This is a genomic window from Sphingomonas tabacisoli (genome assembly GCF_042678385.1).
Classification (GTDB): domain Bacteria; phylum Pseudomonadota; class Alphaproteobacteria; order Sphingomonadales; family Sphingomonadaceae; genus Sphingomonas_B; species Sphingomonas_B tabacisoli.
On record NZ_JBHUDY010000003.1, the window covers coordinates 5,001 to 30,115 of the forward strand.

Below are 25,115 nucleotides of genomic sequence, written 5' to 3' on the forward strand. Positions count from 1 at the left end.
TCGGTGGTGACGCGGTCGCCGGCCATCTGCGCGTCGCGCGCGAGATTCTTGTACTTCTCGTGAAGCTGCTGGGCGTTGCCGCGGGCCCGGTTGTCGATCCGGTTGCCGCCGCCGGGCTGGCCCGGATTTCCCTGCGGCCGGGGGCCGCCACGACCGCGACGGCGGCCGTTCTGACGATTATTGATCAACGGATGTCCTCTACTTCACCCAAAAACTTGCCTGTCCCGCTTGTCGGATGCGCGGCCCGGGGAGCGCTGCGTGCAGTCGCGCGCTTCCGCCAATCGCCAGCGCGGCCGTATCCTACCGCGTCTTAGCCTGTGGGGATGGAAGGCCGGGTTTCGAGCCGCCGCGGCGGTTAGCTTTCGAAAACTGCCTTCCCCTCTAGGCCCCTATCTAGTGGCTGCGCGCCGAAAATCCAAGCTCTATTTAGGGAAGAAATCTTGCTGATCTGTGTCAGACCAAAGTGACGCCAAGGCAGCGGTCGAGTCCTGCCAAGTCCTTGTGAACACTGACCTGCAATCCCTGTGCTCGAAACAGCGCAGAGACAGCTTTGGCTTGATTTGAGCCGATCTCGATCGCCCCGAATCCACCCGGCGCCAGCAGCCGCGAAAGCTCGGGCGCGATCCGGCGATAGTCGTCCAGCCCGTCCGGGCCGGCATAGAGCGCCGAGGCTGGCTCGTGGTCCGCAACGTCGGGCGGAAGGGCGGCGTTTGCTTCGATGTAGGGCGGATTGCACAGGATCAGATCGAACTGCGCATCGAGCGCGTCGCCCCAATCGCCCCGCAGAAAACGAGCGCGTTCGGCAAAGCCAAGCCGCCTCGCATTGCCGCTTGCGACCGCCAAGGCCGCAGAGGAACGATCGACGCCCCAGCCCCGTGCGTCGGGCCAATGATCCAAAGCTGCGATCAACAGAGCGCCAGATCCGGTGCCGAGATCGAGAACGCTTTCGGGGATGCGCTTGCCGAAATGGGCGATCGCCGCCTCGATCAGCGTCTCGCTGTCCGGCCGCGGAATCAGCACGTCGGGCGTGACGGCGAGTTCCAGTGTCCAGAAATGCTTGGTGCCGGTGATGTAGGCGACCGGCTCGTGCGCGAGGCGGCGACGAAGCAGGGTGTCGAACGCGGCGGGAATGCTGCGCTCCGGCCCGAGCAGCAGCGCCTCGCGCGAAATGCCGAGCGCATGGGCGAGGAGGAGTTCGGCGTCGAGGCGGGGCGTTTCGCTGGTGCGTTCCAGCCGTTTGGCAGCGTCGGCCAGGGCCGCACGCATTTCACCCATCCAGATTCGCCAGCCGAGCGGCCTGATCCTCGGCGATCAGCGCATCGATCAGCTCGTCCATATGCCCTTCGAGGATTTCGGGCAGGCGGTGCAGCGTCAGGTTGATGCGGTGATCGGTCACCCTCCCCTGCGGGAAGTTGTAGGTGCGAATGCGCTCCGACCGATCACCCGATCCCACCATCGACTTGCGCGCCCCCGCGCGCTCACTGGCCAGCCGCTCGCGCTCCAGCTCGTACAGACGAGTGCGGAGAACCTTCATCGCCTTGGCGCGGTTCTTGTGCTGCGAACGCTCGTCCTGCTGGATGACGACGATGCCGGTCGGCAAGTGCGTGATCCGCACCGCGGAATCGGTCGTGTTGACACCCTGCCCGCCGGGCCCCGACGAGCGATAGATGTCGACGCGCAGATCCTTCTCGTCGATATGGACGTCGACATCCTCGGCCTCGGGCAGCACGGCGACGGTGGCGGCGGAGGTGTGGATGCGCCCGCCGCTCTCGGTCGCCGGCACGCGCTGCACGCGGTGGACGCCGCTTTCGTATTTGAGCCGCGCGAACACGCCTTGGCCGGCGACGCTCGCCACGACTTCCTTGAAGCCGCCCAGCTCCGACGCGCTGGCGGAGATCAGCTCGACGCGCCAGCCGCGCTCCTCGGCATAGCGCTGGTACATGCGGAACAGGTCGCCGGCGAACAAAGCCGCCTCGTCGCCGCCGGTGCCTGCCCGGATCTCAAGCATCGCCGGGCGTTCGTCGGCGGCATCGCGGGGGAGGAGCTTGACGGCCAAGTCGCGCTCCGCCTCGGGCAGCCGTTCGCGGATCGACGCGGCTTCCTCGGCAGCCATGTCGCGGATGTCGGGATCATTGTCGTTCGCCATGTCGGCGAGCACATCGAGCTCGGCGCGCAGCCGCCGCACTTCGCCCGCCGCCGCCGCGACCGGTTCCAGCTCGGCATATTCCTTGGAAACTGACACGAAGCGCTCGGCCGCCAGCTCGCCCGACGCCATCAGCGCCTGCAACTCGTCCCGCCGCGCCTCGATCTGCGCGATCCGTTCAGCAGAGATGGTGGTCATTCTACTCCGCCGACTAGATAGCTCTGACCCAAGGCATCCATGATCTTCTGGGATAGCTGCATGCTTTCAGCAGACTCACGTTCCGACGTGCTGAGAAAAAGCTGATCCTCTCGGACGTATAAGAGTCCCTTCGCACCTCGCTTACGCGCCAGCTCAGCGCGCCGCTTGGCATTTCCGCGGAATGGAAGCTCTGTCGCCACGCCACAAGAACGAAGACGCGCCGCGATCTTGATGGCTTCAGATTCGAGCTCGGGCTTGTCGGGAATCACGGCAACTGAAGGCGCATCGCCTTCGGGCGCTTCGATCAGCATCGCCAACCGCTCGATCCCCGCCGCCCAGCCGACCGCCGGGGTGTGCGAGCCTCCCAGCGTCTCGATCAGCCCGTCATAGCGGCCGCCGCCCAGCACCGTGCCTTGCGCGCCGAGGCGATCGGTGACGAACTCGAAGGCGGTGTGCCGGTAATAATCGAGCCCGCGCACCAGCCGCGGATTGCGCGTCCAGGCGACGCCCGCAGCGTCCAGCCCTTTCGTGACGGCCTCGAAGAACGCGCCGGCTTCGCTGGTCAGCACATCGTCGATCGCGGGGGCTTCATCGGCGATCGGGCGGTCGCGCGGGTCCTTGCTATCGAGGATGCGCATCGGGTTGCGCTCCAGCCGGTCGAGACTGTCTTCGGAAAGCTCGCCGCGATGCGCCGTGAAGTGCCGAACCAGCGCATCGCGCCAGGCGTTGCGTGTCTCGGCATCCCCTAGCGTGTTGAGTTGCAGCGTCACGCCCTCACTCACACCTAGCTCGCGCAGCAATTGGTCGGCCATCACAAGCAGCTCCACGTCCGCCGCCGGCTCGGCCGCGCCGATCACTTCGGCGTCGAGCTGGTGGAACTGGCGAAACCGCCCCTTTTGCGGCCGCTCGTAGCGGAACAGCGGCCCGTGCGTCGCCACCTTCAGCGGCGCATATTGCTGCCAACCCTCGGTCAGATAGGCGCGCGCAATGCCGGCGGTGAATTCGGGGCGTAGCGTCAGCGAATCCCCGCCGCGATCCTCGAACGTGTACATCTCCTTCGAGACGACGTCAGTGGTTTCACCCAACGAGCGCGCGAACACCGCGGTTGCCTCGAATACGGGCACTTCGACACGCTGGAATGCATAGAGCTTGCGCACGCGCTCGAACGTGTCGACGACGTGCTGAAAGCGCAGCGCCTGCTCGCCGAGCATGTCCTGCGTGCCGCGGATCGGCCGGGGAGTTTCGATCTTTGCCATAAAGCCGCGCTCTCTAGGCGGAGTCGCGTCTTTTCGCTAGCACTTGCCGCGCATGCGGCCCGTGGGTTCCTACATTGCGCCAGAGCGCTTCCTGGCCTTCATCGTCGTGCTGGGGCTCGCGACCTGGCTGGCCATGTATCATTTCGCCTGGAACCGCGCGGCGATGATCGGTTTCGATATCGCGGCGCTGGTGTTCCTCGCCTCGATCTCGACCTTGCTTCGCCGCCACGACGTGGCCGACATGCGCACGCTTGCGCGGCGCAATGACGCCAACCGCGTGCTGCTGCTGTTCGTCTCCGGCGCGGTGATCGTTGCGATCCTGGTGGCGGTCGGCGCCGAAGTGACCGAGCGCGACCAGATGGACGTGTGGGCCAAGGCGCTGGTGATCGCCACGCTCGCGCTCGCCTGGCTCTTCTCGAACAGCGTCTATGCGCTCCACTACGCGCACATCTACTATCTGCCCGAAATCACGAGCGGCCGCGACCGGGCGGGCATCGACTTTCCGGGGAAGCGCGAGCCCGACTATTCCGACTTCGTTTATTTCGCTTTCACGCTCGGCATGACGTTCCAAACGTCGGACACCGCAATCAGCAGCCGCGCAGTGCGGCGCGTCGTCATCCTGCACTGCTTTGCGGCCTTCGTGTTCAACATCGGCGTCCTCGCCTTCACGATCAACGTGCTCGGCAGCGGCGGGTCCTAGCGCGGCCCGCGAAACATCGTTAGCGAAGCGGCATGAAGCTGCTGTTCCCGCTCGCCTTTCTCCTCGCCGCTCCTGCCCTTGCCGATGTCCCCGCGGCGCGCGACGTGCCGTTCCGGGGCACGATGACGCTTGCCGTTGATCTTCGGGACGTGACGCAGGGTATCTTCCGCGTCCGCCAGACCATTCCGGTCACTGGCCCCGGACCGGTGGTGCTGCTCTATCCCAAGTGGAAGCCGGGCAACCACGCACCTTCGGGGCAGATCGAGAATCTTGCCGGGCTGAAGCTCAGCGCGAACGGCAAGCCGCTAGCGTGGCGCCGCGATCCGGTCGAGATGTTCGCTTTCCATGTCGACGTGCCGGCGGGCGCGACCGAGATCGAGGCGGAGTTCCAGTATCTCTCGCCGCAAAAGGACGGATCGGACCGCCGCGTGTTCGGGCCGACGATGGCGAACCTGCAGTGGGAGTCGGTTTCGCTCTATCCGGCCGGCTATTACGTCCACAATATCCCTGTCCGGGCGAGCGCGACCTACCCGGCGGGCTGGACCGGCTGGACCGCGCTTCGGGGGACGCAGCAGGGCGGGACGGTCACCTATGGCGAAGTCCCCTACGACATCCTCGTCGATTCGCCCGTCTACGCCGGGGCGCACGCGAAGCAGGTGCAGCTCGACCCGCAGGTGACGTTCGACATCGTCGCGGATTCGCCCTGGCAGACTGCGATCACGCCGGAGCAGATCGCGCTGCACAAGAACCTGATCGTGCAGGCCGACAAATTGTTCGGCACACGGCACTACGACCATTACGATTTCCTGGTCGCGCTTTCCGACTATCAGTCGGGCGACGGGCTCGAGCATCACCGCAGTTCCGAGAACACGCTCGACGCCGACCTGCTGACCGATTGGGACGCAAACCTCTACGATCACTACGTTGTCGCCCACGAATACACGCATAGCTGGAACGGCAAATTCCGCCGCCCGGCGGACCTGTGGACGCCCGATTACAACCAGCCGATGCAGAACAGCTTGCTCTGGGTCTATGAAGGGCAGACGCAGTTCTGGGGCGACGTGCTCTCGGCGCGCTCCGGCCTCTGGTCCAAGCAGGCCTATCTCGATTTCCTGGCGAACGTGGTTGCGCGCTACAGCGAAGGCATGCCGGGCGTGACCTGGCGCAACGTTCAGGACACGACCAACCAGCCGATCGTGACCGGCCACGGGTCGGGCGGCGCTTGGTCGAGCTGGTTCCGCGGCGCCGACTATTATCGCAACTCGGAGCTGATCTGGATCGAGGCCGACGCGACGATCCGCCGGCTGTCCAAGGGCAAGAAGAGCATGGACGATTTCGCGCGGCTCTTCTTCGGCGCGGAGCCCGGCCAGTGGGATCACGAGCTGACCTACCGCTTCGAGGATGTCGCCGCGGCGCTGAACCAGGTCGTCCCTTATGACTGGACCGGCTTCCTGCGCACGCGCCTCGACGCAACCGATCCGGCGCTGAACCTGAGGATGGTCGAGGCCGCCGGCTATCGGCTAGCCTTCGGCGACAAGCCGACGGCCTCGTCCAAGGCGCTGTTCGCCAAGGCCAAGACCGACGATTTCACCTATTCACTCGGGTTCAGCCTGTCGAAGCAGGGCGAGATCAAGGACGTGCGCTGGGACGGGCCCGCCTTCCGTGCTGGTGTCCGCCCGACCGAGACGGTGGTGGCCGTCAACGACGCCAAATACGACGCCGAGACGATGGGCCGCGCAATCACCGATGCGAAGGGCGGCAAAGCGCCCGTTCGGCTCACGATCAAGGGCGACGATCGTTATCGGCAGGTCAGCATCGACTATCGCGGCGGACTGCGCTACCCGCGCCTCGAAAAAATCGGCACCGGAGAGGGTGCGCTCGACCGGCTGCTCGCTCCCAAGTGAGCTGATCCTCCAGTTTTCGAGTAAGACATGAACATCGACCTGATCGCTTGCGGCGACGAGCCGCCGCACAATCTGAACGTCATCATCGAAGTGCCGGTGGGCGGCGAGCCGGTGAAGTACGAGTTCGACAAGGTGTCGGGCGCGCTGTTCGTCGACCGCATACTGCACACGCCGATGCGTTATCCGGCCAATTACGGCTTCGTGCCGCACACGCTCTCACCCGATGGCGACCCGCTCGACGCGCTAGTGATCGCGCGCTCGCCTTTCATCCCTGGCTGCGTGGTGCGGGTGCGCCCGATCGCGGTGCTGAACCTCGAAGATGAACATGGCGGCGACGAGAAGCTCGTCTGCGTGCCGGTCGATTCGACCTTCCCCTATTACAGCGACGTCGGCGAGCGCGAGGACCTCCCTTCGATCGTGCTGCAGCAGATCGAACACTTCTTCACCCACTATAAGGATCTCGAAAAAGAGAAGTGGGTGCGCGTCGGTCAATGGGGCGGCGCCGACGACGCGCGCCGGATCGTCGTCGAAGCGATCGAGCGCGCGAGGGCAGCGAAGACCGCCGCTTGAGCCCTTAGCGCGGCGCCATGCGAATGGCGCCGTCGAGGCGGACGTCCTCGCCGTTGAAATAGCCGCACTCGATCATGGTGAGGGCGAGTTGGGCATATTCGTCGGGCCGCCCGAGCCGCTTCGGAAACGGCACCGAGGCGGAGAGTGCGTCTCGGACATTGTCCGGAAGGCCGGCGAGCAACGGGGTCTCGAAGATGCCGGGCAGGATCGTGTTGACCCGGATGCCCTCGCCCATCAGGTCGCGGGCGATCGGCAAGGTCATGCCGACCACGCCGCCCTTCGACGCCGAATAGGCGGCCTGGCCGATCTGCCCGTCCTCGGCCGCGACCGAGGCGGTGTTGACGATCGCGCCGCGCTCGCCGTCTTCCATCGGATCGAGCGTCAACATGCCCGCCGCCGATTTGGCGATGCAGCGGAACGTGCCGACCAGATTGATCTGGATCAGCCAGTTGAACGCATCCAGGGGGAAATGCTTGATCGAGCCGTCTTCCTTTGAGCGGCTTGCGGTCTTGATCGCGTTGCCGGTGCCGGCGCAGTTGACCAGGATGCGCTCCTGGCCGTGCGCTGCTCGGGCCTTGGCGAAGCCGGCGTCCACGCTCTCGTCGGACGTGACGTTCACTTCGCAGAACACGCCGCCGATCTCGCGCGCGAGCGCTTCGCCTTTTTCGACCTGCAGGTCGAAGATCGCCACCTTGACGCCTTTCGCTGCGAGTGCCCGCGCGGTTGCCGCGCCGAGGCCGGAGGACGCGCCGGTGACGACGGCCGCTACATCATTTCCAAGTCTCATAGTCTCTCCACGATGGTCACGTTGGCGACGCCGCCGCCTTCGCACATAGTCTGGAGGCCATAGCGGCCGCCGCGGGCTTTGAGCGCATTGATCAACGTCGCCATCAGCTTCGTCCCCGAGGCGCCGAGCGGATGGCCCAGCGCGATCGCGCCGCCATGCACGTTGAGCTTCTCGGGATCGGCGCCCGTGTGCTTCAGCCAGGCAAGGGGAACGGGCGCGAAGGCCTCGTTCACTTCATAAAGGTCGATATCCTCGATCCGCATGCCGGCGCGCTTGAGCGCCTTGTCGGTTGCGAACAGCGGCTCCTCAAGCATGATGACGGGGTCGCCGGCAGTGACGGTCAGATTATGGATCCGGCCGATCGGCGTCAGGCCATGATCCTTCAGCGCGCGCTCCGAGACGATCAGCACCGCCGAGGCGCCGTCGCAGATCTGGCTGGCCGAGGCCGCGGTAATTGCCCCACCTTCCTGCAGCAATTTGACGCCGGCGATACCTTCCAGCGTCGCGTCGAAGCGGATGCCTTCGTCGGAGCGGTGGAGTTGATTGCCTTCGGGCGTTTCGATCTCCAGCGGCAGGATTTCATTGTCGAAGCGGCCGGCCTGGGCTGCCGCCGCGCCTTTCTGGTGGCTGGAGAGCGCAAAGCGGTCGAGCTGATCCTTGGTGAAGCCGTGTTTCTTCACGATCATCTCGGCGCCCATGAACTGCGACCATTGGACGCCCGGATATTTCGCTTCCAGCCCTGGCGACTTGTAGGTGCCGAGCCCTTCCTTGGCATGGAAAGCGGCGGTCGAGCCCATCGGCACGCGTGTCATCGATTCGACGCCGGCCGCGATCACCACGTCCTGCGTGCCCGACATCACAGCCTGTGCCGCGAACTGCATCGCCTGTTGAGAGGAGCCGCACTGGCGGTCGATGGTGACGGCAGGCGTGCGCTCGCCGACCAGTTTGCTGGCAAGCACCGCATTGCGGCCGACCTGACCCGCCTGCTGCCCGCCCTGAGAGACGCAGCCCATGATCACGTCGTCGACCACGGCCCCGTCGATTCCGCTGCGCGCGACGATCCCGTCGAGCACCGCCGCGGCCATGTCGACCGGATGCCAGCCGGCAAGCTTGCCTCCGCGCTTTCCACCCGCGGTCCGCATTGCGTCGACGATATAGGCTTCGGCCATCGCACCTCTCCAGTTCCGTTACGCCCTTGCATTGCGCATCGCCGCAAAGGCCGCAAGCAGAATTGACGTTTACGTTAGGGAGAGGCACGGCTGCCGCCTTACGCGAGCGAGGCCATGTCGATCACGAAGCGATACTTGACGTCGCTTTTGGCCATTCGATCGTAGGCGGTGTTGATCTCATCCATTCGGATGATCTCGATATCGGCGGTGAGACCGTGCTCATGGCAGAAATCGAGCATTTCCTGTGTCTCCTTGACGCCCCCGATCAGCGATCCGGCGAGCGAGCGGCGGCGGAAGATCAAATTGCCGACATCCGGCGACTTATGCGGATCGGCGGGGACGCCGACCAGCACCATCGTCCCGTCCCGCTTCAATGCGCGGAGATAGGGATCGAGATCAAGCGGGGCGGCGACCGTGTTCAGGATAAAGTCGAACTTGCCTTCAGCGGCCTTCATTGCCTCCGCGTCGCGCGAAATGATCACGTCGTTTGCGCCTAGCTTCAGCGCATCCTCGCGTTTGTCGGGAGAGGGGGTGAAGACGGTCACGCGCGCGCCCATGGCGGCGGCGATCTTTACGCCCATATGGCCGAGTCCGCCCAGCCCGACGATTCCCACGTCCTGGCCCGGCCCCACCTTCCAGTGGCGCAGCGGCGAGTAGGTGGTGATCCCTGCGCACAGCAAAGGCGCAACGGCCGCCAGATTCTTTTCGTCGTGACGGATGCGCAGCACGAAAGCCTGATCGACGACGACGTGCTTCGAATAGCCGCCGAATGTGTGCCCGCCCAGATGCCGGTCGTCGCCGTTGTAGGTACCGACAAAGCCGGTGCCTGTGCAGTACTGCTCCTCGCTCTCACGGCACGAAGGGCAGACGCCGCAGCTATCGACCATGCAGCCGACCCCGACGATATCTCCTTCGTGGAACTGTTCGACTTCGCCTCCGACTGCGGTCACGCGGCCGACGATCTCATGCCCCGGCACACAAGGATATTTCGTCCTGCCCCATTCGCCGAGCGCAGTATGAAGGTCGGAATGGCAGACACCGCAAAACAGAATGTCGATCGCGACATCGGTTGGGCCCACCTCGCGCCGCTCGATGGTTAGTGCTTCCAGCGGACGGTCGGCGGCGTGGTTGCCATAGGCGTGCGTGTGCATCTGTGGTTCTCTTGCCTTGGGGAATGGAATGGAAGGCCGTTGGGCGGCTCAACGTCCGACGGTCGCCATGAGCTGCGCCGGATAGCGCTCACCCGCGACGTCGATCCCGGCCAGTGCCGCGCGGATTTGAGTCAGATCGTCAGCAGTCAGTACGACCTTGGCGGCGCCGAGATTTTCTTCGAGCCGGTGCAGCTTGGTGGTGCCCGGAATGGGCACGATCCACGGCCGCTGCGCCAACAGCCAGGCAAGCGCGACCTGAGCAGGCGTCGCCTGCTTTTCGGTCGCGATCAGCTTCAGCAGCTCAATCAGCGCCTGGTTCTTCTCCATCGCTTCTGGCGTGAAGCGGGGAAGGATATTCCGCAGATCGCCTTTGCCGAAGGCGGTGCCGCCGTTCATTTCGCCGGTCAGGAAGCCGCGGCCGAGCGGGCTGAACGGAACCAGGCCGATGCCAAGCTCCTCGCATGTATCGAGCACACCGTTCGACTCCAGATCGCGCGTCCAGAGCGAATATTCGCTCTGCACGGCGGTGACGGGCTGCACGGCGTGCGCTCGGCGGACGGTCTGGGCGCCGGCTTCGGACAGGCCGAAATGCCGCACCTTGCCGGCCCGGATCAGCTCCGCGACCGTGCCGGCGACGTCCTCGATCGGCACCTGCGGATCGACGCGATGCTGATAGAAGAGGTCGATCGTGTCGACGCCCAGGCGCTGCAGCGATGCGTCGCACACGGCGCGAATATTCTCCGGGCGGCTGTTCGTGCCCGCCTGCTTGCCGTCGACGATCCTGAAGCCGAATTTGGTGGCGATCACGACCTGCTCGCGGAATGGCTTCACCGCTTCGCCGACAATCTCCTCGTTCGTGAAGGGACCATAGACTTCAGCGGTATCGAAGAATGTGACGCCCCGCTCGAACGCGGCGCGGATCAGCGCCACGCCTTCCGCGCGACTGATATCGCTGGAGTAGCCGGAATCGAGGCCCATACAGCCATACCCGATTGCCGAGACCTCAAGGCCGCTGGCGCCCAGTCTGCGCTTGTCCATCCGTCCGTCCTTCCGCTGGTTCGAGCGACTATTTAGTGGCAAGCCATTCTCTCGATTAGCCGCTATGATCGGCATGTAGTCATGCGGGAGATTCATGAGTGCGGCGGGAAGACCTGAGCGATCTCAGTGCCTTCCTCGCGGTTGCCGAGGAGCAGAGCTTCACGCGCGCCGCCGCGAGGCTCGGCACGTCGCAATCCGCGCTGAGCCACACGCTCAATCGCGTCGAAGCGCGGCTGGGCGTCAGGCTGCTGACGCGCACCACTCGGCGGGTGTCGCCGACCGAGGCGGGCGAGCGGCTATTGCAGACGCTCCGTCCGGCTTTCGACGACATCGATGCCGGGCTTGCCGGATTGAGCGAGCTGCGCGACCGGCCGGCGGGCAGCTTGCGCATCGTCGCTTCGGAGAATGCGGCTCGGGGTCTGCTTTGGCCCAAGCTGGCCGACGTCCTCCCCCGCTATCCGGACCTTAAAGTCGAGATCAATGTGGATGCCGGGCTGACCGACATCGTTGCGGAGCGGTTCGATGCGGGAGTGCGCCTGGGAGAGCATCTCGCCAAAGACATGATCGCGGTGCGGATCGGACCCGACCTTCGCCTCGCCGTTGTCGGATCGCCTGCCTATTTCGACCGCCACCCGCGTCCGCGCACCCCGCAGGACCTGGCGCATCATCTCTGCATCAATCTGCGGCTGGAAAGCTTTGGCGGACTCTATGCCTGGGAGTTCGAAAAGGATGGCCGCGAGCTGCGTGTGCGTGTCGACGGCCAGTTCACCTCCAACGACGTTCCGCTGATTCTGGAGGCAGCGCGCGGCGGCACGGGATTGGCTTGCGTGCTCGAAGATCAGGTGATGCCCAGCGTGGCCAACGGCAGCCTCGTGCGGGTACTCGAAGACTGGTGCGCCCCATTCTCGGGCTACCACCTTTATTATCCCAGCCGGCGGCAGCAAACGCCCGCCTTTGCATTACTGGTGGAGGCGCTGCGATATCGTGAGTGATGATTGCCCCTCCCCTAAAGGGGAGGGGCTAAGACGGCATCAGAACTTGAAGCCTGCCGCCACGCCGTAGCGGCGCGGTTCCAGCGTGAAGATGTTGGTGAACAGGCCGGAGCTCTGGTCGGTCACATACTGGCCCGTGATCGCGTTTGAGTTGAACAGGTTCGACACGAAACTGCGGACGAACCAGCGATCGTTCGGACCGTTGAGCTGCACCTGGGCATTGGCTTGAGTGAAGCTGGGGATGCGGTCGATCGGATCGTTGAAGCTGCGGCTGTACTGCTCGCCGGTGAAGGTGAGGTCGGCGCGGGGGATCAGCGTCAGGCCGCCGGGCAGGTCGGCAGTGTACTGGATGCCGGCCGAGGCCTTGAACGCCGGTGCGTTGGGCAAATGATTGCCCTCGATGTTCACCGGCACGCCGTCCGACACGGTGAAGGGCAGCGGGCCCGAAGCGACGCCGAAGGCGGTGCGGAGCGCTGCCGGCGGGTTCGCCGCGGTCGAGGCGAGCACGGTGCAGACCGAATAGGCGCCGGTGGTGTTGGTGCCGGGCACTGGAACGGTGGGACGCAGGCCAATGCCCGAATTGAAGGCGTTGACATAGGCGTTGGTGGCGGCGGCGCTGGGGCCGGTGACGACGCAGTTCGAGGCGTTGGTGATGTCCTTGATGATGACGGCATCGGAGCGGCCGCCGGAGACGTCGCGGGCATCGACCAGGAATTTCGATTTGATCGACGTGCTCAGATAGCTGGCCGAAAGGTTGATCAGCCAGCGCGGATCGGGCTTCAGGATGGTTTCCACCTCAACGCCCCAGATGTCGGCGTCGGTGTTGTCGTTGACCGAGGTGCGGGCGACGATGCGGCTGAGCTGCAGGTTCTTGTATTGATAGTAGAACGCCGAGGCGTTGAGGCGGATCGTGCCGTTCGCGAAGGTGTTCTTGGTGCCGATCTCGAACGCGTTGACCGCTTCCGGCGCGAAGGTCTCAGAGACGTTGAACTCGGTCGGGATCGGCGGGTTGATGCCGCCCGACTTATAGCCGCGCGAATAGCTGGCGTAGAGCAGATTGTCCGGCGTCACCTTGAAGTCCATCACGGCGCGGCCGGTCAGCCGGCCGAAGCTGACCTGTCGCTCGGCGAAGGGCTGGACGCCCGGGCGGCCCGGATCGGCGTCGTAGAGGCCGATGAACGGCGAATCGTTCGCGTCGGTCACGCCATAGGGCACGAGGAAGCTCGCGATCGGGCTGCGCGCGCGGACGAACTTCTTGTCGTGCGAATAGCGCAGGCCCGCGGTGAGCTTCAGCCGGTCCGACGCCTCGAAATAGGCCTCGCCGAACAGGCCGTAGCTTTTGATCGTGAAGAGGTCGGTGTTGTTGAAATAATAGGGCGGGGCGAGGAACGAGGCGGGGAAGGCCGGGTTTGCGGCCTTCTGCTGTAGCGTCTGCGCGGCGCCGAGAATGCCCGCGGCATAATCGAGGCCGAACGAGGCGACGCCGTAATTACCCTGCGTCGTCTTCTGGTCGACATAGATGCCGCCCAAGAGGAAGTTGAACGGGCCGTCGAGGCTCGAATCGACATGGCCCTCGATCGAGTACTGCCGCGCGTGGCTCTGCGATCGATCGTAATCGGCGCTGGTGGGCGAGCACGAGATCGGGTGGCCGCCATAGACGCCGGTCAGGCTCGAATCGATGTTCGAAGTGCAGACCGGACCGGCTGGCCCGTTCGGGATCAGCGCCTTGGCGACGTTCGCGAAGGGCGAGCCCGGCGCCTGCGAGGCGAAGGCGAGCGCGAGCAGGCCCGGATTGTTGGTCAGCGGGTTGGTCGCGGCGAGGTTGTAGTCGGTGCGGCTGTCGACCCTGTTGTCGGCATAGCCGCCGGTCAGCGTCAGCTTGAACTGGTCGCCGAGCCGCTGCTCGAGGCGACCCATGACGTGATATTCCCGGGCGTAATAGGTCGGCGTGAAGTCGATATCGACGGTGCGCAAATCGCGCGGCATCGACAGGCCGCCGAAGCTCTGGTCCGGGCCGTAGACGCTGCCGAGTGCGAAGGGGGCAAGCGTGGGGGAGTTCAGGCGGAAGAATTCGGTCGAGGACAGGACCGTCGCGAGAGTCGCGTTGCCGTTGGCGAGCTCGAAGCCCAGGCGGTCCGGCTGGCAGCCGAGAATGCCGGTTGGATCGCGGTGGCAGAGCTGCTTTTGAATGCGGCTGCGATTGTCCTTTTCGTGGAAATAATAGCCGATCACGTCGAGCGTGGTGTTTTCGGTCGGCTCCCAGCGGACGGTGCCGCGGAGCGCATAGAGATCGCGATCGTCGACCCGGCTCTTGGCGGCGGGGTTGATGTTCTTCGTGAAACCGTCGCGGTTCAGATAATAGCCGGCGAGGCGGACGCCCAGCGTCTCGGTGACGGGCAGGTTGACCATGCCCTCGCCACGGATCGAATTGTAGTTGCCATACTCGGCCGAGCCCGAGGCGGAGAAGCCCGACAGGTCGGGGCGGGCGGTGATGAAATTGACCACGCCCGAAGTCGCGTTGCGGCCGAAGAGCGTGCCCTGCGGCCCGCGCAGCACCTCGACCCGCTCGAGGTCGAAATATTCGGTCTCGAACAGGCGGGTGGAGAGCAGCGGCATGTCGTTGACATGGATGCCGGTCGCGGTGTCGCAGGCGAATCCGACGCAGAGATCGCCGATGCCGCGGATGGTGAAGCTGGACGAGGTGAAGTTCGTCTTGGTGAACGTGACGTTCGGCAGCGAAAGCTGGAGTTGCGTCGCGTTGTTGATCTGCTGCGATTTCAGCGCGTCGCCGGTGAAGGCGGAAACCGAGATCGGCACGTCCTGCAGCCGCTCGCCCTTGCGCTGGGCGGTGACGACGATGTCGCCGAGCCCGGCATCTTCGGCCGCAGCGGCCGCGGCCGGCGCCGGCGCGGCATCCTGGGCGAACACGGGAGTGGCGGCGAGCAGCGCGACCGCGGCGCCGCAGAGCAGATCAAGCTTACGCATCTGATACCTCGAACCCTGAACCGCGCGGTCGGGGAAGCCGCGCTTCGGACCCGCGCCGATGTCTGAGAGGCGCTCAGAGGTCAATGCTGGAAAATACCGGGATTCCCCCGTTTTCCGGTCGGTTGTGGCAGCGGTGTCACAGTCGCGGCGCGTGACGTAGCGTTAGGTGGCGAACCGCTAAGATGCGCGAGTTCTGGAGACAGGTACGAGCAACCTGCGCATGACGAGCCCTATCGCGGGCTCGACGATGGCATCGTCAATGGTCCGAGCTGTCACCAGTTCTCGCACCGTGCGTGCGCGCGCCTGAAGAATAGACCGAAGGTCGTCGGATAATTGCCGCGCGCGCGATGCATCGCGTGGCACAAAAACGCTGCGGCCCCTCGGCCCGACAGCGGAAATCGCCGCGACAAGCTGCGCCTGCTCCTTCGTGCGGGTCGTGACGAGCTCTCCCCCACGCCCTCCGAAGAGGACGCCGGTGGTAACAAGATCATCCAGCAACTCGGGATCACCGTTCGCCGGAATCCGGATGCCGTCCCCTTCCGAGCTGCCCCGCGTCAGATCGATATAGGTTCGACGGAGCGAAGGATGGTCCCGTTCGATTTCAGCGAACACGTCGGCGGCGACCTGATTGGGTCCGAGCGTCCTAGCCGCTGCGGTTCGCCGCTTGTTGTCAATCGCTTCTTCTTCCTGGAGGCGCTTGTCCTCGAAATAGCGACTGAGGTGATCGTAGAGCCGGTCCCGAACCGCGCGCCGCTGCACACGATCGGCAAAGCCCAGCAACTCGAGAACGGCGTCGTCAAGCGCCTGACGGTCAGCCTGATCGAGCTCGGTTTCGTCGGAGAAATCGTCGAGGCGATCAGCGCGTCCACGTTCAACCAGCGCCTTGCGGCGCAGCCGGCGCTCGGAAAGGAAACCCATTATGCCCCGCGCCGTCATCCGGTCGTGGGCATCCAATAGTCGTTTGCGCAGCTTTGCGTCGATCGGGGATGAAGAAGGCACCAACAACATGTTGGCGTCGAGCACCATCGTGCTCCAGTTCGCTTCCACTCCGACCGGCCGACCATACATAAGCGTCGAAAGCACGGTTATCGAGGAATTGAGGATGGCAGCCTGGACAGCGCTATCAACCCCGGCCCTGAATGCGACGGTATAGAGGCGGCAGTTCGCCGTGTAGTGATCTGGATTGTAGAGAGCCGCGAACCGGTACTGCCGCTCCTTGACCCACAATACGTCGGCCGCTTTTGCTTCCTCCGTGAGGTCGTACCAATGTCGGGTGCCGGATACACGCTGTTGGCAGGTCGCTCCTTTGTCGTAATCCTGATGTTCGCCCCAATCGATGTAGCGATCGAGATACGGCGCCGTCGCAGCGCTTGGCGCCATGAGCGCGAGATTGGCGCAATGCCGTCTTTCCACCTTGTAGGAATCGATCGACATGATGCTGTGGACGATGGGCTTCAGGAACTCCCGTTCGATGGGATGCACTTCCCCCGTTCCGGTCCTCACGAGCGCCACATTGCCGCTCGCCACTTCGGGACGGCTGACGCCGTAATGTTCGTTGAACAGGTCCGCTTCCGGAAATTCGGACAGGCTCTTTTCCGTCCAATCCTCCAGATAGAAGAAGTCGTCAGCGCCTGATTTTACGCCGAAACGCACCTCGGCAAGTTCAGCCAGCGGCCGCCAGCGGTCACCACCGGCGCCGACGAGCTCGTGCCAGATATCGGGCGCCCGGAGCGGGATGCCCCATTTGTCGCCGGCGTAAACGGGGCGCCCCTTGGTGCGCTCGCCGAGCCGGACGCCGCGCGCGCGGATGTCGCCCTGCCGCTGGATGCGAATGCGCCAACCCTCGAAATCTGCATCCATATCCTGGGCAAGAATGAGGTCGCGGAACCGCTCTGCCGCCTCCAGCGCGCCGCCGGACGTGCCGTCATGGGCAAGGAGGTCGGCGATCGGTCTGTCTAGCTCGACAAAGCGGACGAGGTTGTCGTCGCGTGCCGCGGGATCGGCCTCGCATGTCGCCATGGTCGCGACCGTCGCGACGCGCGCGCCGACGAACCAGGGCTCGTTGCGACTTTCGACGATCGCTTCGATGCGGAAATTCTCCAGCAGAAACGCCTGGAGCGCGAAGCCATATTCTGCGTCCAACCACTGGCTGGACGCCAGGAAGCCCAAGCGCCCGTCCGGTTTCATTAGGGAGAGCGCGTGCCCCCAGAAATAGACGTGCAGATCGGACCGCCCGTTCGGGTGAAGGCCACCCGCGCGGCTGACTTTCTGGTATTTGGTCTTGAGATCGCCAGCCACATCCTCCTGACGAACATAGGGCGGGTTGCCAACCACCGCATCGAAGTACGGCATCGGTACAGGGCGCCTGCCGGATGGGGCTGGCAACTGCATGAGCGTCGCGCCTGCGGCGGTGTCGAAGAAGTCGGTGCGGGCGATCCGAGGATAATTGGCGTCCTCGATCAGGTCGCGCGTCGCGAGATTGATCGTGCTGAGATTGGCGGCGAAGGGCGAGACGTCTGTACCGTAGATCGTCTCCAGCAGCGCCGCGTGGCCGAGGCGCGGCGCAAGCCGCCGCTTGCGCGCGTAAGCCCGAACGAGAAACGTGCCGCCTCCGCAGCCCGGATCGAGCACGACATCTTCGCCCCGGCGGATAGCGAAGGCGTTGATCAAGTCGACGACCTCGGGGCGCGTGTAATATTGGCCGTATTTGTGCCGTTCGGACGGATCGATCAGCCGTTCGAAAATGCGGCCGATGACGTCGTAGTCCAACCGGGACAGGTCGAAACGGTCAATCTGTTCCGCAAATTGCCGCCAGCCGGGAACGACGACGGAATCGTAGAACGGGATGCGCGTGCCAATGCCGCCGCCCGCTTCGCCAAAGATCGTTTCGTAATCGCCAGTTTCCTCGCGCGCCGTGTCGAAGAAGGTCGCGAGCTTGTCGATCAGCGCTTCCCCGGTATCGACGCTTGGGTCTACGACGAGCGGTGGAAGGCCGGAAAAGCGCTTTCGCAGCGCATCATAAAAGACGAGCTTGTTTGCGACACCGTAGACCGCGAACTTGGCGGCGCGGGCCAGAAGCTCGGCACGATCGCCGACGAGTGTCCAGCCCTGCTCGTCGCGCATCCAGCGATTGAGCGCTTCGCGCGTAGCGGGCGAGCGGTCGTGCTCGATCAAGGCGCGCGACGCGTTCAGGATCGGAAGCACTAGAAAACTGTCGAACGCGTGAACGAAATATTCGTCCGGCGGGCGGCGCTGCAGCTCGACGACGCCAGAGAAGATTCGAATAAAATCGAGCAGGAAGCGCTCGATGCCGTCGCGCAGCGCGCGCTGAACGTGGGGGCTATCCAGATCCGCCTGACGACGAATGTCCGTAACCTTGTAAGTCTTGAATCCGCGTTCGCCGCGCAATTCCGCGACACTGTCAGTTCTCCAGAGAACGAGCTCGTTGAGGTTCCAGGTGAAGAACCACGGTGCTCCGGCCGCCAGCGCCTTCCTGCGAGCGTCGACGACCGTCGTCTCTACAAAGGGAGATGCTCCGTCATGTGCATAGGGAACCTTCACTTCGCCCGTCAGAGCAACATTGCCCTGCCGGTCGAGCACAGTCAGGTCGCGCCGCTTGAGGCTGCCGGCGGTTCTCGTCTCCAGCTTTACCTTGGAAAGCGGGGCCGATGCGCCGTGCCGATCCAGCAGCGCGTCCATCCACGACTTTGCATCACCGACAATGGTCCATTCCGTCTCTAGCTGGACCATATGGTTAGGCGTTATTCCGAGCGCGAAGTGCCATAACGCCTCGTTGCACGAGGCTCATCGCCGGGCAAGCAACGCTTTCGGTTTTCGTTGCTCAATACGCTGACCTTGCGACGGGCTCGAGATGGCCGCGCATCTTCTCGACTTCGCCCGAAACGGACGGCATGGATGGGGCATGACCGTTACCGAAGCCGTTGAGGCGCGTCGTTCCGTTCGGGGGTTTCTCGATACGCCCGTCGATCCTGCGTTGATCCGGGCGCTGGTGGAGCGGGCGGCGCGGGCGCCTTCGGGGGGGAATCTGCAGCCCTGGCATATCGATGTGGTGGGCGGGGCGGCGCTGGACGGGTTCAAGGCGGAGCTGGCGGCGGCGCTGGCGGCGGGGCACAAGGAGACGCCGGCCTATGCGATCTATCCGCTGGCGCTGGACGATCCGTACGAGGCGCGGCGGCGGGCGATCGGCGAGGCGATGTACGGCCATATCGGCATCCCGCGCGAGGATCGGGCGGGGCGGCGGGCGTGGTTCGCGCGGAACTTCGCCTTTTTTGGGGCTCCCGTGGGGCTGTTCTGCACGGTCGAGCGCGGCATGGGGCCGCCGCAATGGTCGGACCTCGGCATGTACCTGCAGACGCTGATGCTGCTCATCGTGGAGGCGGGGCTCGCCGCTTGCCCGCAGGAATGCTGGGCGATCTATCCCGAGACCGTCACGCGCTTCCTGGGCACGCCGGCGGAGCGGATGCTGTTTTGCGGGATGGCGATCGGGTACGAGGATACGTCCGAGCCGGCCAATGCGCTGCGGAGCGAACGGGCGCCTCTCGAGGATTGGGCGACGTTCCGGTTCGATTGAGGGAAATTGCTTTCAGCGAAGCGACACGCGGTCCCCATCATGCGGTAGAAATGCGGGGAGGCGGCGAGCCGAGGACACAAGCCGTGCCGTCGTGCGTTGTCGATGTTCGCTGGGTGGAAAGCTGGGCTTGGACAACAGGGACGGTATCGTTGCGATCGGTTTGCTGACCGAGCAGGATTTGAGCCTGCTCGGGAGCGGCTTTCGGCGCGCGTTCCGGGTGGACGACACGCCGTGCTTCGACGACCTGCTGGCCGCGATCGACCAGGCCGAGGAACGTGCCGACAGGGTGCGTGCCGAAACGCAGAACTAACCATATTGGCACATTCATCTTGACATCGTCACGCTGATCGGGTAAGCGAACCCAGGATTGGGCTGGTGCGCCGTTGTGGCGCGCCGGCCTTTTTCTTTTGGGGAGAGCGGGCATGGCGCAGCGGACGAACACGGCGGCGGACGATGAGGATAGCCCCTCGCGGGCCGCGCTCTTGTCGGTGATGACCGGACGAACGACGCGCCGGAAATTGTGGACCGAAAAGAAGCGGCAGCGGTTTCTCGAGACGCTGGCCGCGACCTGCAATGTCCAGGCGGCGTGCCGTGAGGTCGGCATGACCGATTCCGGCGCCTATGCGCTGCGCCGGCGGGACGCGACGTTCCGCCGCGACTGGCGTGCGGCGATCGCCGAAGGCTATGCGCGGCTGGAAATCGAGATGCTGGAACGCGCGCTGATCGCCGAGGAGCGCGTGCGCGGCGCGCTGGCCGATGCGGCGACCGACCGCGAGGCGCTCGACATGCTGTCGAAGCATCCGCAGCGCGTCGCCGAGCTGCTGTACCGCGCGCACCGGCAGACCGCGCTTGAGCATGATGGTGCGGCGGACGACGATCCGGACGGCGAACAGGCGCTCGCCGAAATCCGCGAGCGGGTCGACAAGTTGCGCGAACGGCTGCTGGCGGGGGAACGGCCATGAAGCGGCAGGTCGGCGACATCCTCGCCCGCAAGGACGCGGACGAATGCGAGCGGCTCTATGCGCGGATGACGCCCGAGGAGCGCAAGGATCTTCGCGCCGCGTTCGACGAATGGGCGCAGCTTGGCCAGATGCCGCCGCCGGGCGACTGGCGGGTGTGGCTGATCCTCGCCGGGCGCGGATATGGCAAGACGCGCGCCGGTGCCGAATGGGTGACGAAGCTCGCGCGGCGGACCGGCAAAAGGCGGATCGCGATCGTCGGCGCGACGATCGACGAAGCGCGCAGCATCATGATCGAAGGGCCGAGCGGCCTGATCGCCTGCGCCGACCCGCGGCGGCCGCCGAAATGGGAGCCGTCGCGCGGGGTGCTCACCTACAAGAGCGGCGCGGTCGCGGAGATTTTCTCCGGCGAGCACCCGGACGGGCTGCGCGGGCCGGAGCATCAATATGCCTGGTGCGACGAGCTGGCGAAATGGGCGCGCGGGGAGGAAAGCTGGGCGAACCTGATGCTCGGCCTGCGCCAGGGCAAGGACCAGCGCGTGGTGGTGACGACCACGCCCAGGCCGACCAGGGTGCTGAAGGCGATCATGCGCGAATCTGCGACGGTGCAGACCGGCGGCCGGTCGGCGGACAATCTGTATCTGCCCAAGGCGTTCCTGGCGGCGGTGCAAGCGATGTACGCGGGCACGCGGCTGGGGCGGCAGGAACTGGACGGGGAGTTGATCGAGGATGTCGAGGGAGCGCTGTGGACGCGGGCGGTAGTGGAGGGGTGTGGGGCAGACCCAATCCTCCCCGGAACGGGGAGGTGGCAGGCCGCAGGCCTGACGGAGGGGGCCCGAGCTAGAGCACTGTCCGACGCGGGGGCCCCCTCCACCACCGGCTGCGCCGGCGGTCCCCCTCCCCGTTCCGGGGAGGATCTGGTGCGCATCGTGATCGGCGTTGATCCTCCCGCCTCGGAGCGGGGGGATGCTTGCGGGATTGTTGTGTGCGGGCTTGCGCGGGACGGCATTGGCTTCGTGCTGGAGGACGCGAGTGTGGCGAATCCGTCGCCGGAGCGGTGGGCCCTTGCGGTGGGCGCGGCGAGCGCGCGGTGGGGGGCGGACCGGATCGTCGCCGAGGCCAACCAGGGCGGGGACATGGTGCTGAGCACGCTGCGGGCCTTCGATCCTTCGCTGCCGGTGACTTTGGTGCATGCGTCGCGGGGCAAGGCTGCGCGGGCGGAGCCGGTGTCGCTGCTCTACGCGCAGGGGCGGGTGAAGCATGCCGGCGCGTTCCCCGAGCTGGAGGACCAGATGTGCGGGATCACGGTCGGCGGCGGCTATGAAGGGCCGGGGCGGTCGCCGGATCGGGCCGATGCGCTGGTCTGGGCGCTGACCGAGCTGATGCTGGCGCATCGCCCCGAACCGCGCATAATGGCGCTATGACCGACGCTTTCGATGCCCAGCCCGAGCTTGCCGACGACCGTGTGCGGCTGCGGCCGCTCAAGGCGGACGATTGGGACGCGCTGTTCGCCGTCGCCTCCGATCCGCTGATCTGGGAAGTGCACCCGGCGCACGATCGCTGGCAGGAGCCGGTGTTTCGGCGATTCTTCGACGATGCGCTGGCGAGCGGCGGGGCGCTGGCGGCGATCGATCCGGCGACGGGGGAGATTATCGGGTCGTCTCGCTTCGATGTGCGCCGCGCGGGCGAAGGCGAGATCGAGATCGGCTGGACGTTCGTCGCGAGGGCCTATTGGGGCGGGGCGGTGAACCGGTCGATGAAGCGGCTGATGATCGCGCATGCGCTGCAGCATTTCGACCGGGTGATTTTCCTGGTCGGGGAGACCAATGGCCGGTCGCGGCGGGCGATGGAGAAGATCGGCGGCGTGCTGACGCCGCGGTTGGACCATGCCGAGATGGCGGGCGTGCCGGTGACGCATGTGGTGTATGCGATCGATCGGGAGGGGTTTGAGAGGGGGCCGCTTTCCTGATTTCCCCTCCCGCTTGCGGGAGGGGTTAGGGGTGGGAAGAGCGTTCAAGTCCGCGCCGGGTTGAGGCAGTTCCCACCCCCGGCCCCTCCCGCAAGCGGGAGGGGAGAAGTTAGAGTTTGCGCCCGATCAGTTCTTTCATGATCTCATTGGTGCCGCCGTAAATCCGCGACACCCTCGCGCCGCGCCAGGCGCGGGCGATGGGGTATTCGTTCATGTATCCGGCGCCGCCGTGGAGCTGGAGGCATTTGTCCATGACCTCCCATTGCATCTCGGTGTGCCAGAGCTTGGCGGCGGCGCCTTCCTCGGGCGTCAGCTCGCGGCGAAGGTGGCGGGCGAGCGCCCAGTCGATATGGGCCCAGCCGATCTGGAGCTTGGACTTCAGGTCCGCGAGGGTGAAGCGCGTGTTCTGGAAATCGAACACGGTTTTGCCGAACGCCTTGCGTTCCTTCACGAACGCGACGGTGTCGTCGAACGCGCGCTGGGCCGAGGCCTGGGTGCCGACCGCGATCGACAGCCGCTCCTGCGGGAGTTCGGACATCAGGTAGAGGAAGCCCTTGCCTTCTTCGCCGAGGCAATTGGTCATCGGCACGCGCACGTCTTCGAAGAACAGCTCGGAGGTGTCGGCGGCGTCCTGGCCGATCTTGTCGAGGTTGCGGCCGCGCTTGAAGCCTTCGCGGTTCGCCTCGACCAGAATGATCGACACGCCTTTCCAGGCCGGCTGCACCTCGGTGTCCGTCTTGGCGCAGACCAGCACGAGGTCGGCGTTCTGGCCGTTGGTGATGTAGGTCTTGGAGCCGTTGATGACGTAGTGGTTGCCGTCCTTTTTGGCGGTCGTGCGGATGCCCTGCAGGTCCGAGCCGGTGCCGGGCTCGGTCATCGCGATCGCGGTGACGACCTCGCCCGAGACCATCTTCGGCAGCCATTCGCGCTTCTGCTCTTCGGAGCCGTAGGAGATCAGGTAATTGACGACGATATCGGACTGGAGGCTGAAGCCGAGCGGCGTTCCGGCATAGGCGACTTCTTCGTCGATCACGGCGTTGTAGCCGAAATCAAGGCCGAGCCCGCCATATTCCTCGGGCACCGTCGGGCAGAGCATGCCGACCGCGCCGCCCTTCACCCAGATATCCTTGTCGACGATGCCTTGCTCGTCCCAGCGCGCGATGTGGGGGACGGCTTCCTTCTGGAGCCAGGAGCGGACGGTCTGGCGGAACGCCTCGTGATCGGGGGTGTAGGGCGTGCGCCCGGCGGTGTTCAGCATCCTGTCTCTCCTGTTTGGGGCAGGAGAGACGGAGTTTACGTTTTCGTCAAGGTGAAGGACTCTCCTGCTCCGTTCGGGCTGAGCCTGTCGAAGCCCTTTCTTTCCTTTCCTGTGTCATCGAAAGAAGAAGGGAGGGCTTCGACAAGCTCAGCCCGAACGGGTGTGGGAGACTCATGGAACTTGTCCTGAACGCGAAGGCCGAACTGGGCGAGGGGCCGCGGTGGCATGCTGCCGAGCGGCGGCTTTATTGGGTCGATATCGCGCGGTCGGAGCTGCATCGGTTCGATCCGGCGACCGGCGCGGACGAGAAGCGGGTGTTTCCGCAGCCTGTAGGGTGCTTTGCGTTCCGGAAGAAAGGCGGGCTGCTGCTCGCGATGAAGGACGGGTTCGCGACGATCGACGATTGGGACGCCGATGCGATGATTTTCGGCGAGGCGGTGCTGGCCGGCAAACGCGACTACCGGTTCAACGACGGGCGCACAGACCCCTGGGGGCGGTTCTGGGTGGGAAGCGTCGATCTGAAGAAGGAGACGGGCGAGGCGGCGCTGTACCGGCTCGATCCGGACGGGCGCGTGACCTGGATCGAGGGCGAGATGTTGACATGCAACGGGGCGGCGTTCTCGGCGGACGGCGGGCGGTTCGCGCATGCCAATACGCCGAGCCATGCGTTGCGCATGTACGATGTGGTCGGGCGCAGGCTCACCAACCGGCGGGTGTTCCACCAATGGCCGATCGGCGAGGGGCGGCCGGACGGCGGGTCGTTCGACGAGGCGGGATTTTACTGGACGGCGTTGTTCGACGGCGGGCGCGTGGCGCGGCTGTCGAGCGAGGGCGAAGTGGTCGAGGAGGTGGCGCTGCCGGTCAGCCGGCCGACGATGATCGTGTTCGGGGGCGACGACCGGCGCACGGCCTATGTGACGAGTGCGCGGGTCGCGGGCGAGCGCGGGTCGGGCGGGATTTTCAGCTTTCCCGTGGATGTGCCCGGCGTGCCAGAATGGCCGTTCGGCTGATCATCAGCCATTTGAGGTCGCCGGTCGCGGCGAAGGCGGCTTCGCAGGCGTCGGCCATGGTGTCGATGCACTTGGCGAGGACGCGGCCGCGCAGCATCCAGTCGAGCGTTTCGATGCCGCAGGCAGTGAAGTCCTCGCGGTGAAGCATGCGGCCGGCGCGCAGCAGCGCTTCGGGCAGGCGGCATGCGTCTTCCTCGAACAGGATTTCGAACCAGGCCCAGTCGGGCCGGCGCTCGGGATCGAGCAGCTGGACGAGCTGGTCGCCGCCCCGTTCCAGCAACGCCCGCGCGCTGTTGAGCTGCGGTTGGGACTGCAGCTTTTCGGCGGCGCGCAGCATGACCGCGACCAGGTCGCGCGGCGTCGAAGGAGCGGGTTTGGGCGTGGCCGAAGCCGGGACGGCGGAGGTCGTTTCGGGTGTGCTCAACCTGAACATAA

22 protein-coding genes (1 of these 22 only partly in view) are annotated in these 25,115 nt (G+C 65.3%); 10 read left to right on the forward strand and 12 right to left on the reverse strand.

The window, feature by feature from the left end; translation table 11 throughout:
• The 4 genes from ACFSCW_RS16000 to hisS all read right to left on the reverse strand — a co-directional run.
• Positions 1–188 carry the 5' portion of a DUF4167 domain-containing protein gene (locus ACFSCW_RS16000; protein ID WP_380891290.1) on the reverse strand. It extends 493 nt beyond the left edge of the window, so the window shows 188 of its 681 coding nt (coding positions 1–188); its start codon is at positions 186–188; its stop codon lies off the left edge, out of view.
• 265 nt (positions 189–453) lie between these two features.
• Entirely contained in the window at positions 454–1,266 is an 813-nt protein-coding gene (gene prmC, locus ACFSCW_RS16005) for a peptide chain release factor N(5)-glutamine methyltransferase (protein WP_380891292.1), read from the reverse strand.
• Position 1,267: 1 nt separating this feature from the next.
• On the reverse strand, positions 1,268–2,341 hold the full coding sequence (gene prfA, locus ACFSCW_RS16010) for a peptide chain release factor 1 (RefSeq protein ID WP_380891293.1): 1,074 nt from the start codon (positions 2,339–2,341) through the stop codon (positions 1,268–1,270).
• Complete coding sequence (gene hisS, locus ACFSCW_RS16015; protein ID WP_380891296.1) at positions 2,338–3,597, reverse strand: histidine--tRNA ligase; 1,260 nt, start codon at positions 3,595–3,597, stop codon at positions 2,338–2,340. Before hisS ends, prfA begins: the two co-directional genes overlap by 4 nt.
• Positions 3,598–3,649: 52 nt before the next feature.
• On the opposite strand from hisS, the gene ACFSCW_RS16020 reads away from it, so the two are divergent.
• Genes ACFSCW_RS16020 through ppa form a run of 3 tightly spaced genes read left to right on the forward strand, consistent with a single transcriptional unit; the run spans position 3,650 to position 6,771 of the window.
• Entirely contained in the window at positions 3,650–4,297 is a 648-nt protein-coding gene (locus ACFSCW_RS16020) for a DUF1345 domain-containing protein (protein WP_380891298.1), read from the forward strand.
• A 32-nt stretch (positions 4,298–4,329) separates the two neighbouring features.
• Positions 4,330–6,201 (forward strand): M61 family metallopeptidase, encoded by a 1,872-nt coding sequence (locus ACFSCW_RS16025; RefSeq protein WP_380891299.1) that lies wholly within the window; start codon positions 4,330–4,332, stop codon positions 6,199–6,201.
• A 27-nt stretch (positions 6,202–6,228) separates the two neighbouring features.
• Positions 6,229–6,771 carry an inorganic diphosphatase gene (ppa, locus tag ACFSCW_RS16030; RefSeq protein WP_380891300.1) on the forward strand — a complete coding sequence of 181 codons (543 nt, stop codon included), beginning with the start codon at positions 6,229–6,231 and terminating at the stop codon, positions 6,769–6,771.
• A 4-nt stretch (positions 6,772–6,775) separates the two neighbouring features.
• Here ppa and ACFSCW_RS16035 read toward each other — a convergent pair whose 3' ends face one another.
• From ACFSCW_RS16035 to ACFSCW_RS16050, 4 genes are all read right to left on the reverse strand, one after another.
• On the reverse strand, positions 6,776–7,558 hold the full coding sequence (locus ACFSCW_RS16035; RefSeq protein WP_380891303.1) for an SDR family NAD(P)-dependent oxidoreductase: 783 nt from the start codon (positions 7,556–7,558) through the stop codon (positions 6,776–6,778).
• Positions 7,555–8,727, reverse strand: a complete 1,173-nt coding sequence (locus ACFSCW_RS16040; protein ID WP_380891304.1) for an acetyl-CoA C-acetyltransferase — start codon at positions 8,725–8,727, stop codon at positions 7,555–7,557. The genes ACFSCW_RS16035 and ACFSCW_RS16040 overlap by 4 nt, the downstream gene beginning before the upstream one ends.
• Before the next feature lie 98 nt (positions 8,728–8,825).
• Entirely contained in the window at positions 8,826–9,878 is a 1,053-nt protein-coding gene (locus tag ACFSCW_RS16045) for an NAD(P)-dependent alcohol dehydrogenase (RefSeq protein ID WP_380891307.1), read from the reverse strand.
• Between the two features lie 48 nt (positions 9,879–9,926).
• Entirely contained in the window at positions 9,927–10,916 is a 990-nt protein-coding gene (locus tag ACFSCW_RS16050) for an aldo/keto reductase (RefSeq protein WP_380891310.1), read from the reverse strand.
• Positions 10,917–11,014: 98 nt separating this feature from the next.
• Here ACFSCW_RS16050 and ACFSCW_RS16055 point away from each other — a divergent pair, with 98 nt between their 5' ends.
• Positions 11,015–11,908, forward strand: a complete 894-nt coding sequence (locus ACFSCW_RS16055; RefSeq protein ID WP_380891312.1) for a LysR family transcriptional regulator — start codon at positions 11,015–11,017, stop codon at positions 11,906–11,908.
• Between the two features lie 39 nt (positions 11,909–11,947).
• Here the strand turns inward: ACFSCW_RS16055 and ACFSCW_RS16060 are convergent, their stop codons facing one another.
• Entirely contained in the window at positions 11,948–14,893 is a 2,946-nt protein-coding gene (locus tag ACFSCW_RS16060; RefSeq protein WP_380891313.1) for a TonB-dependent receptor, read from the reverse strand.
• A gap of 177 nt (positions 14,894–15,070) precedes the next feature.
• A complete protein-coding gene (locus ACFSCW_RS16065; RefSeq protein ID WP_380891315.1) occupies positions 15,071–18,592 on the reverse strand; it encodes an HsdM family class I SAM-dependent methyltransferase in 3,522 nt (1,173 codons plus the stop codon).
• A 223-nt stretch (positions 18,593–18,815) separates the two neighbouring features.
• On the opposite strand from ACFSCW_RS16065, the gene ACFSCW_RS16070 reads away from it, so the two are divergent.
• From ACFSCW_RS16070 to ACFSCW_RS16090, 5 genes are all read left to right on the forward strand, one after another.
• Entirely contained in the window at positions 18,816–19,484 is a 669-nt protein-coding gene (locus ACFSCW_RS16070; RefSeq protein ID WP_380891579.1) for a nitroreductase, read from the forward strand.
• A gap of 127 nt (positions 19,485–19,611) precedes the next feature.
• Positions 19,612–19,794: a hypothetical protein gene (locus ACFSCW_RS16075; protein ID WP_380891317.1), complete on the forward strand. Its 183-nt coding sequence runs from the start codon at positions 19,612–19,614 to the stop codon at positions 19,792–19,794.
• A 112-nt stretch (positions 19,795–19,906) separates the two neighbouring features.
• Positions 19,907–20,446, forward strand: coding sequence for a hypothetical protein (locus ACFSCW_RS16080; protein WP_380891319.1), 540 nt, complete (start codon positions 19,907–19,909; stop codon positions 20,444–20,446).
• Positions 20,443–21,867: a DNA-packaging protein gene (locus tag ACFSCW_RS16085; RefSeq protein ID WP_380891320.1), complete on the forward strand. Its 1,425-nt coding sequence runs from the start codon at positions 20,443–20,445 to the stop codon at positions 21,865–21,867. Before ACFSCW_RS16080 ends, ACFSCW_RS16085 begins: the two co-directional genes overlap by 4 nt.
• The gene (locus tag ACFSCW_RS16090) at positions 21,864–22,412 is read left to right on the forward strand and encodes a GNAT family N-acetyltransferase (protein WP_380891321.1); all 549 of its coding nucleotides are present in this window, start codon (positions 21,864–21,866) and stop codon (positions 22,410–22,412) included. The genes ACFSCW_RS16085 and ACFSCW_RS16090 overlap by 4 nt, the downstream gene beginning before the upstream one ends.
• Positions 22,413–22,521: 109 nt before the next feature.
• Here ACFSCW_RS16090 and ACFSCW_RS16095 read toward each other — a convergent pair whose 3' ends face one another.
• Positions 22,522–23,670 carry an acyl-CoA dehydrogenase family protein gene (locus ACFSCW_RS16095; RefSeq protein ID WP_380891322.1) on the reverse strand — a complete coding sequence of 383 codons (1,149 nt, stop codon included), beginning with the start codon at positions 23,668–23,670 and terminating at the stop codon, positions 22,522–22,524.
• A gap of 173 nt (positions 23,671–23,843) precedes the next feature.
• Here ACFSCW_RS16095 and ACFSCW_RS16100 point away from each other — a divergent pair, with 173 nt between their 5' ends.
• Positions 23,844–24,680 carry an SMP-30/gluconolactonase/LRE family protein gene (locus tag ACFSCW_RS16100; RefSeq protein WP_380891325.1) on the forward strand — a complete coding sequence of 279 codons (837 nt, stop codon included), beginning with the start codon at positions 23,844–23,846 and terminating at the stop codon, positions 24,678–24,680.
• Here ACFSCW_RS16100 and ACFSCW_RS16105 read toward each other — a convergent pair.
• A complete protein-coding gene (locus ACFSCW_RS16105) occupies positions 24,631–25,104 on the reverse strand; it encodes a hypothetical protein (RefSeq protein ID WP_380891326.1) in 474 nt (157 codons plus the stop codon). The genes ACFSCW_RS16100 and ACFSCW_RS16105 overlap by 50 nt on opposite strands.
• Positions 25,105–25,115 lie beyond the last annotated feature (11 nt).

Coding starts and splice junctions, on each gene's coding strand:
- ACFSCW_RS16050 (WP_380891310.1), bottom strand. CDS start 10,916: ATGGACAAGCGCAGACTGGGCGCCAGCGGCCTTGAGGTCTCGGCAATC.
- ACFSCW_RS16045 (WP_380891307.1), bottom strand. CDS start 9,878: ATGCACACGCACGCCTATGGCAACCACGCCGCCGACCGTCCGCTGGAA.
- ACFSCW_RS16065 (WP_380891315.1), bottom strand. CDS start 18,592: ATGGACGCGCTGCTGGATCGGCACGGCGCATCGGCCCCGCTTTCCAAG.
- ACFSCW_RS16025 (WP_380891299.1), top strand. CDS start 4,330: ATGAAGCTGCTGTTCCCGCTCGCCTTTCTCCTCGCCGCTCCTGCCCTT.
- prfA (WP_380891293.1), bottom strand. CDS start 2,341: ATGACCACCATCTCTGCTGAACGGATCGCGCAGATCGAGGCGCGGCGG.
- ACFSCW_RS16060 (WP_380891313.1), bottom strand. CDS start 14,893: ATGCGTAAGCTTGATCTGCTCTGCGGCGCCGCGGTCGCGCTGCTCGCC.
- hisS (WP_380891296.1), bottom strand. CDS start 3,597: ATGGCAAAGATCGAAACTCCCCGGCCGATCCGCGGCACGCAGGACATG.
- ACFSCW_RS16040 (WP_380891304.1), bottom strand. CDS start 8,727: ATGGCCGAAGCCTATATCGTCGACGCAATGCGGACCGCGGGTGGAAAG.
- prmC (WP_380891292.1), bottom strand. CDS start 1,266: ATGCGTGCGGCCCTGGCCGACGCTGCCAAACGGCTGGAACGCACCAGC.
- ACFSCW_RS16085 (WP_380891320.1), top strand. CDS start 20,443: ATGAAGCGGCAGGTCGGCGACATCCTCGCCCGCAAGGACGCGGACGAA.
- ACFSCW_RS16100 (WP_380891325.1), top strand. CDS start 23,844: ATGGAACTTGTCCTGAACGCGAAGGCCGAACTGGGCGAGGGGCCGCGG.
- ACFSCW_RS16090 (WP_380891321.1), top strand. CDS start 21,864: ATGACCGACGCTTTCGATGCCCAGCCCGAGCTTGCCGACGACCGTGTG.
- ACFSCW_RS16080 (WP_380891319.1), top strand. CDS start 19,907: ATGGCGCAGCGGACGAACACGGCGGCGGACGATGAGGATAGCCCCTCG.
- ACFSCW_RS16095 (WP_380891322.1), bottom strand. CDS start 23,670: ATGCTGAACACCGCCGGGCGCACGCCCTACACCCCCGATCACGAGGCG.
- ACFSCW_RS16070 (WP_380891579.1), top strand. CDS start 18,816: ATGACCGTTACCGAAGCCGTTGAGGCGCGTCGTTCCGTTCGGGGGTTT.
- ACFSCW_RS16020 (WP_380891298.1), top strand. CDS start 3,650: ATGCGGCCCGTGGGTTCCTACATTGCGCCAGAGCGCTTCCTGGCCTTC.
- ACFSCW_RS16035 (WP_380891303.1), bottom strand. CDS start 7,558: ATGAGACTTGGAAATGATGTAGCGGCCGTCGTCACCGGCGCGTCCTCC.
- ppa (WP_380891300.1), top strand. CDS start 6,229: ATGAACATCGACCTGATCGCTTGCGGCGACGAGCCGCCGCACAATCTG.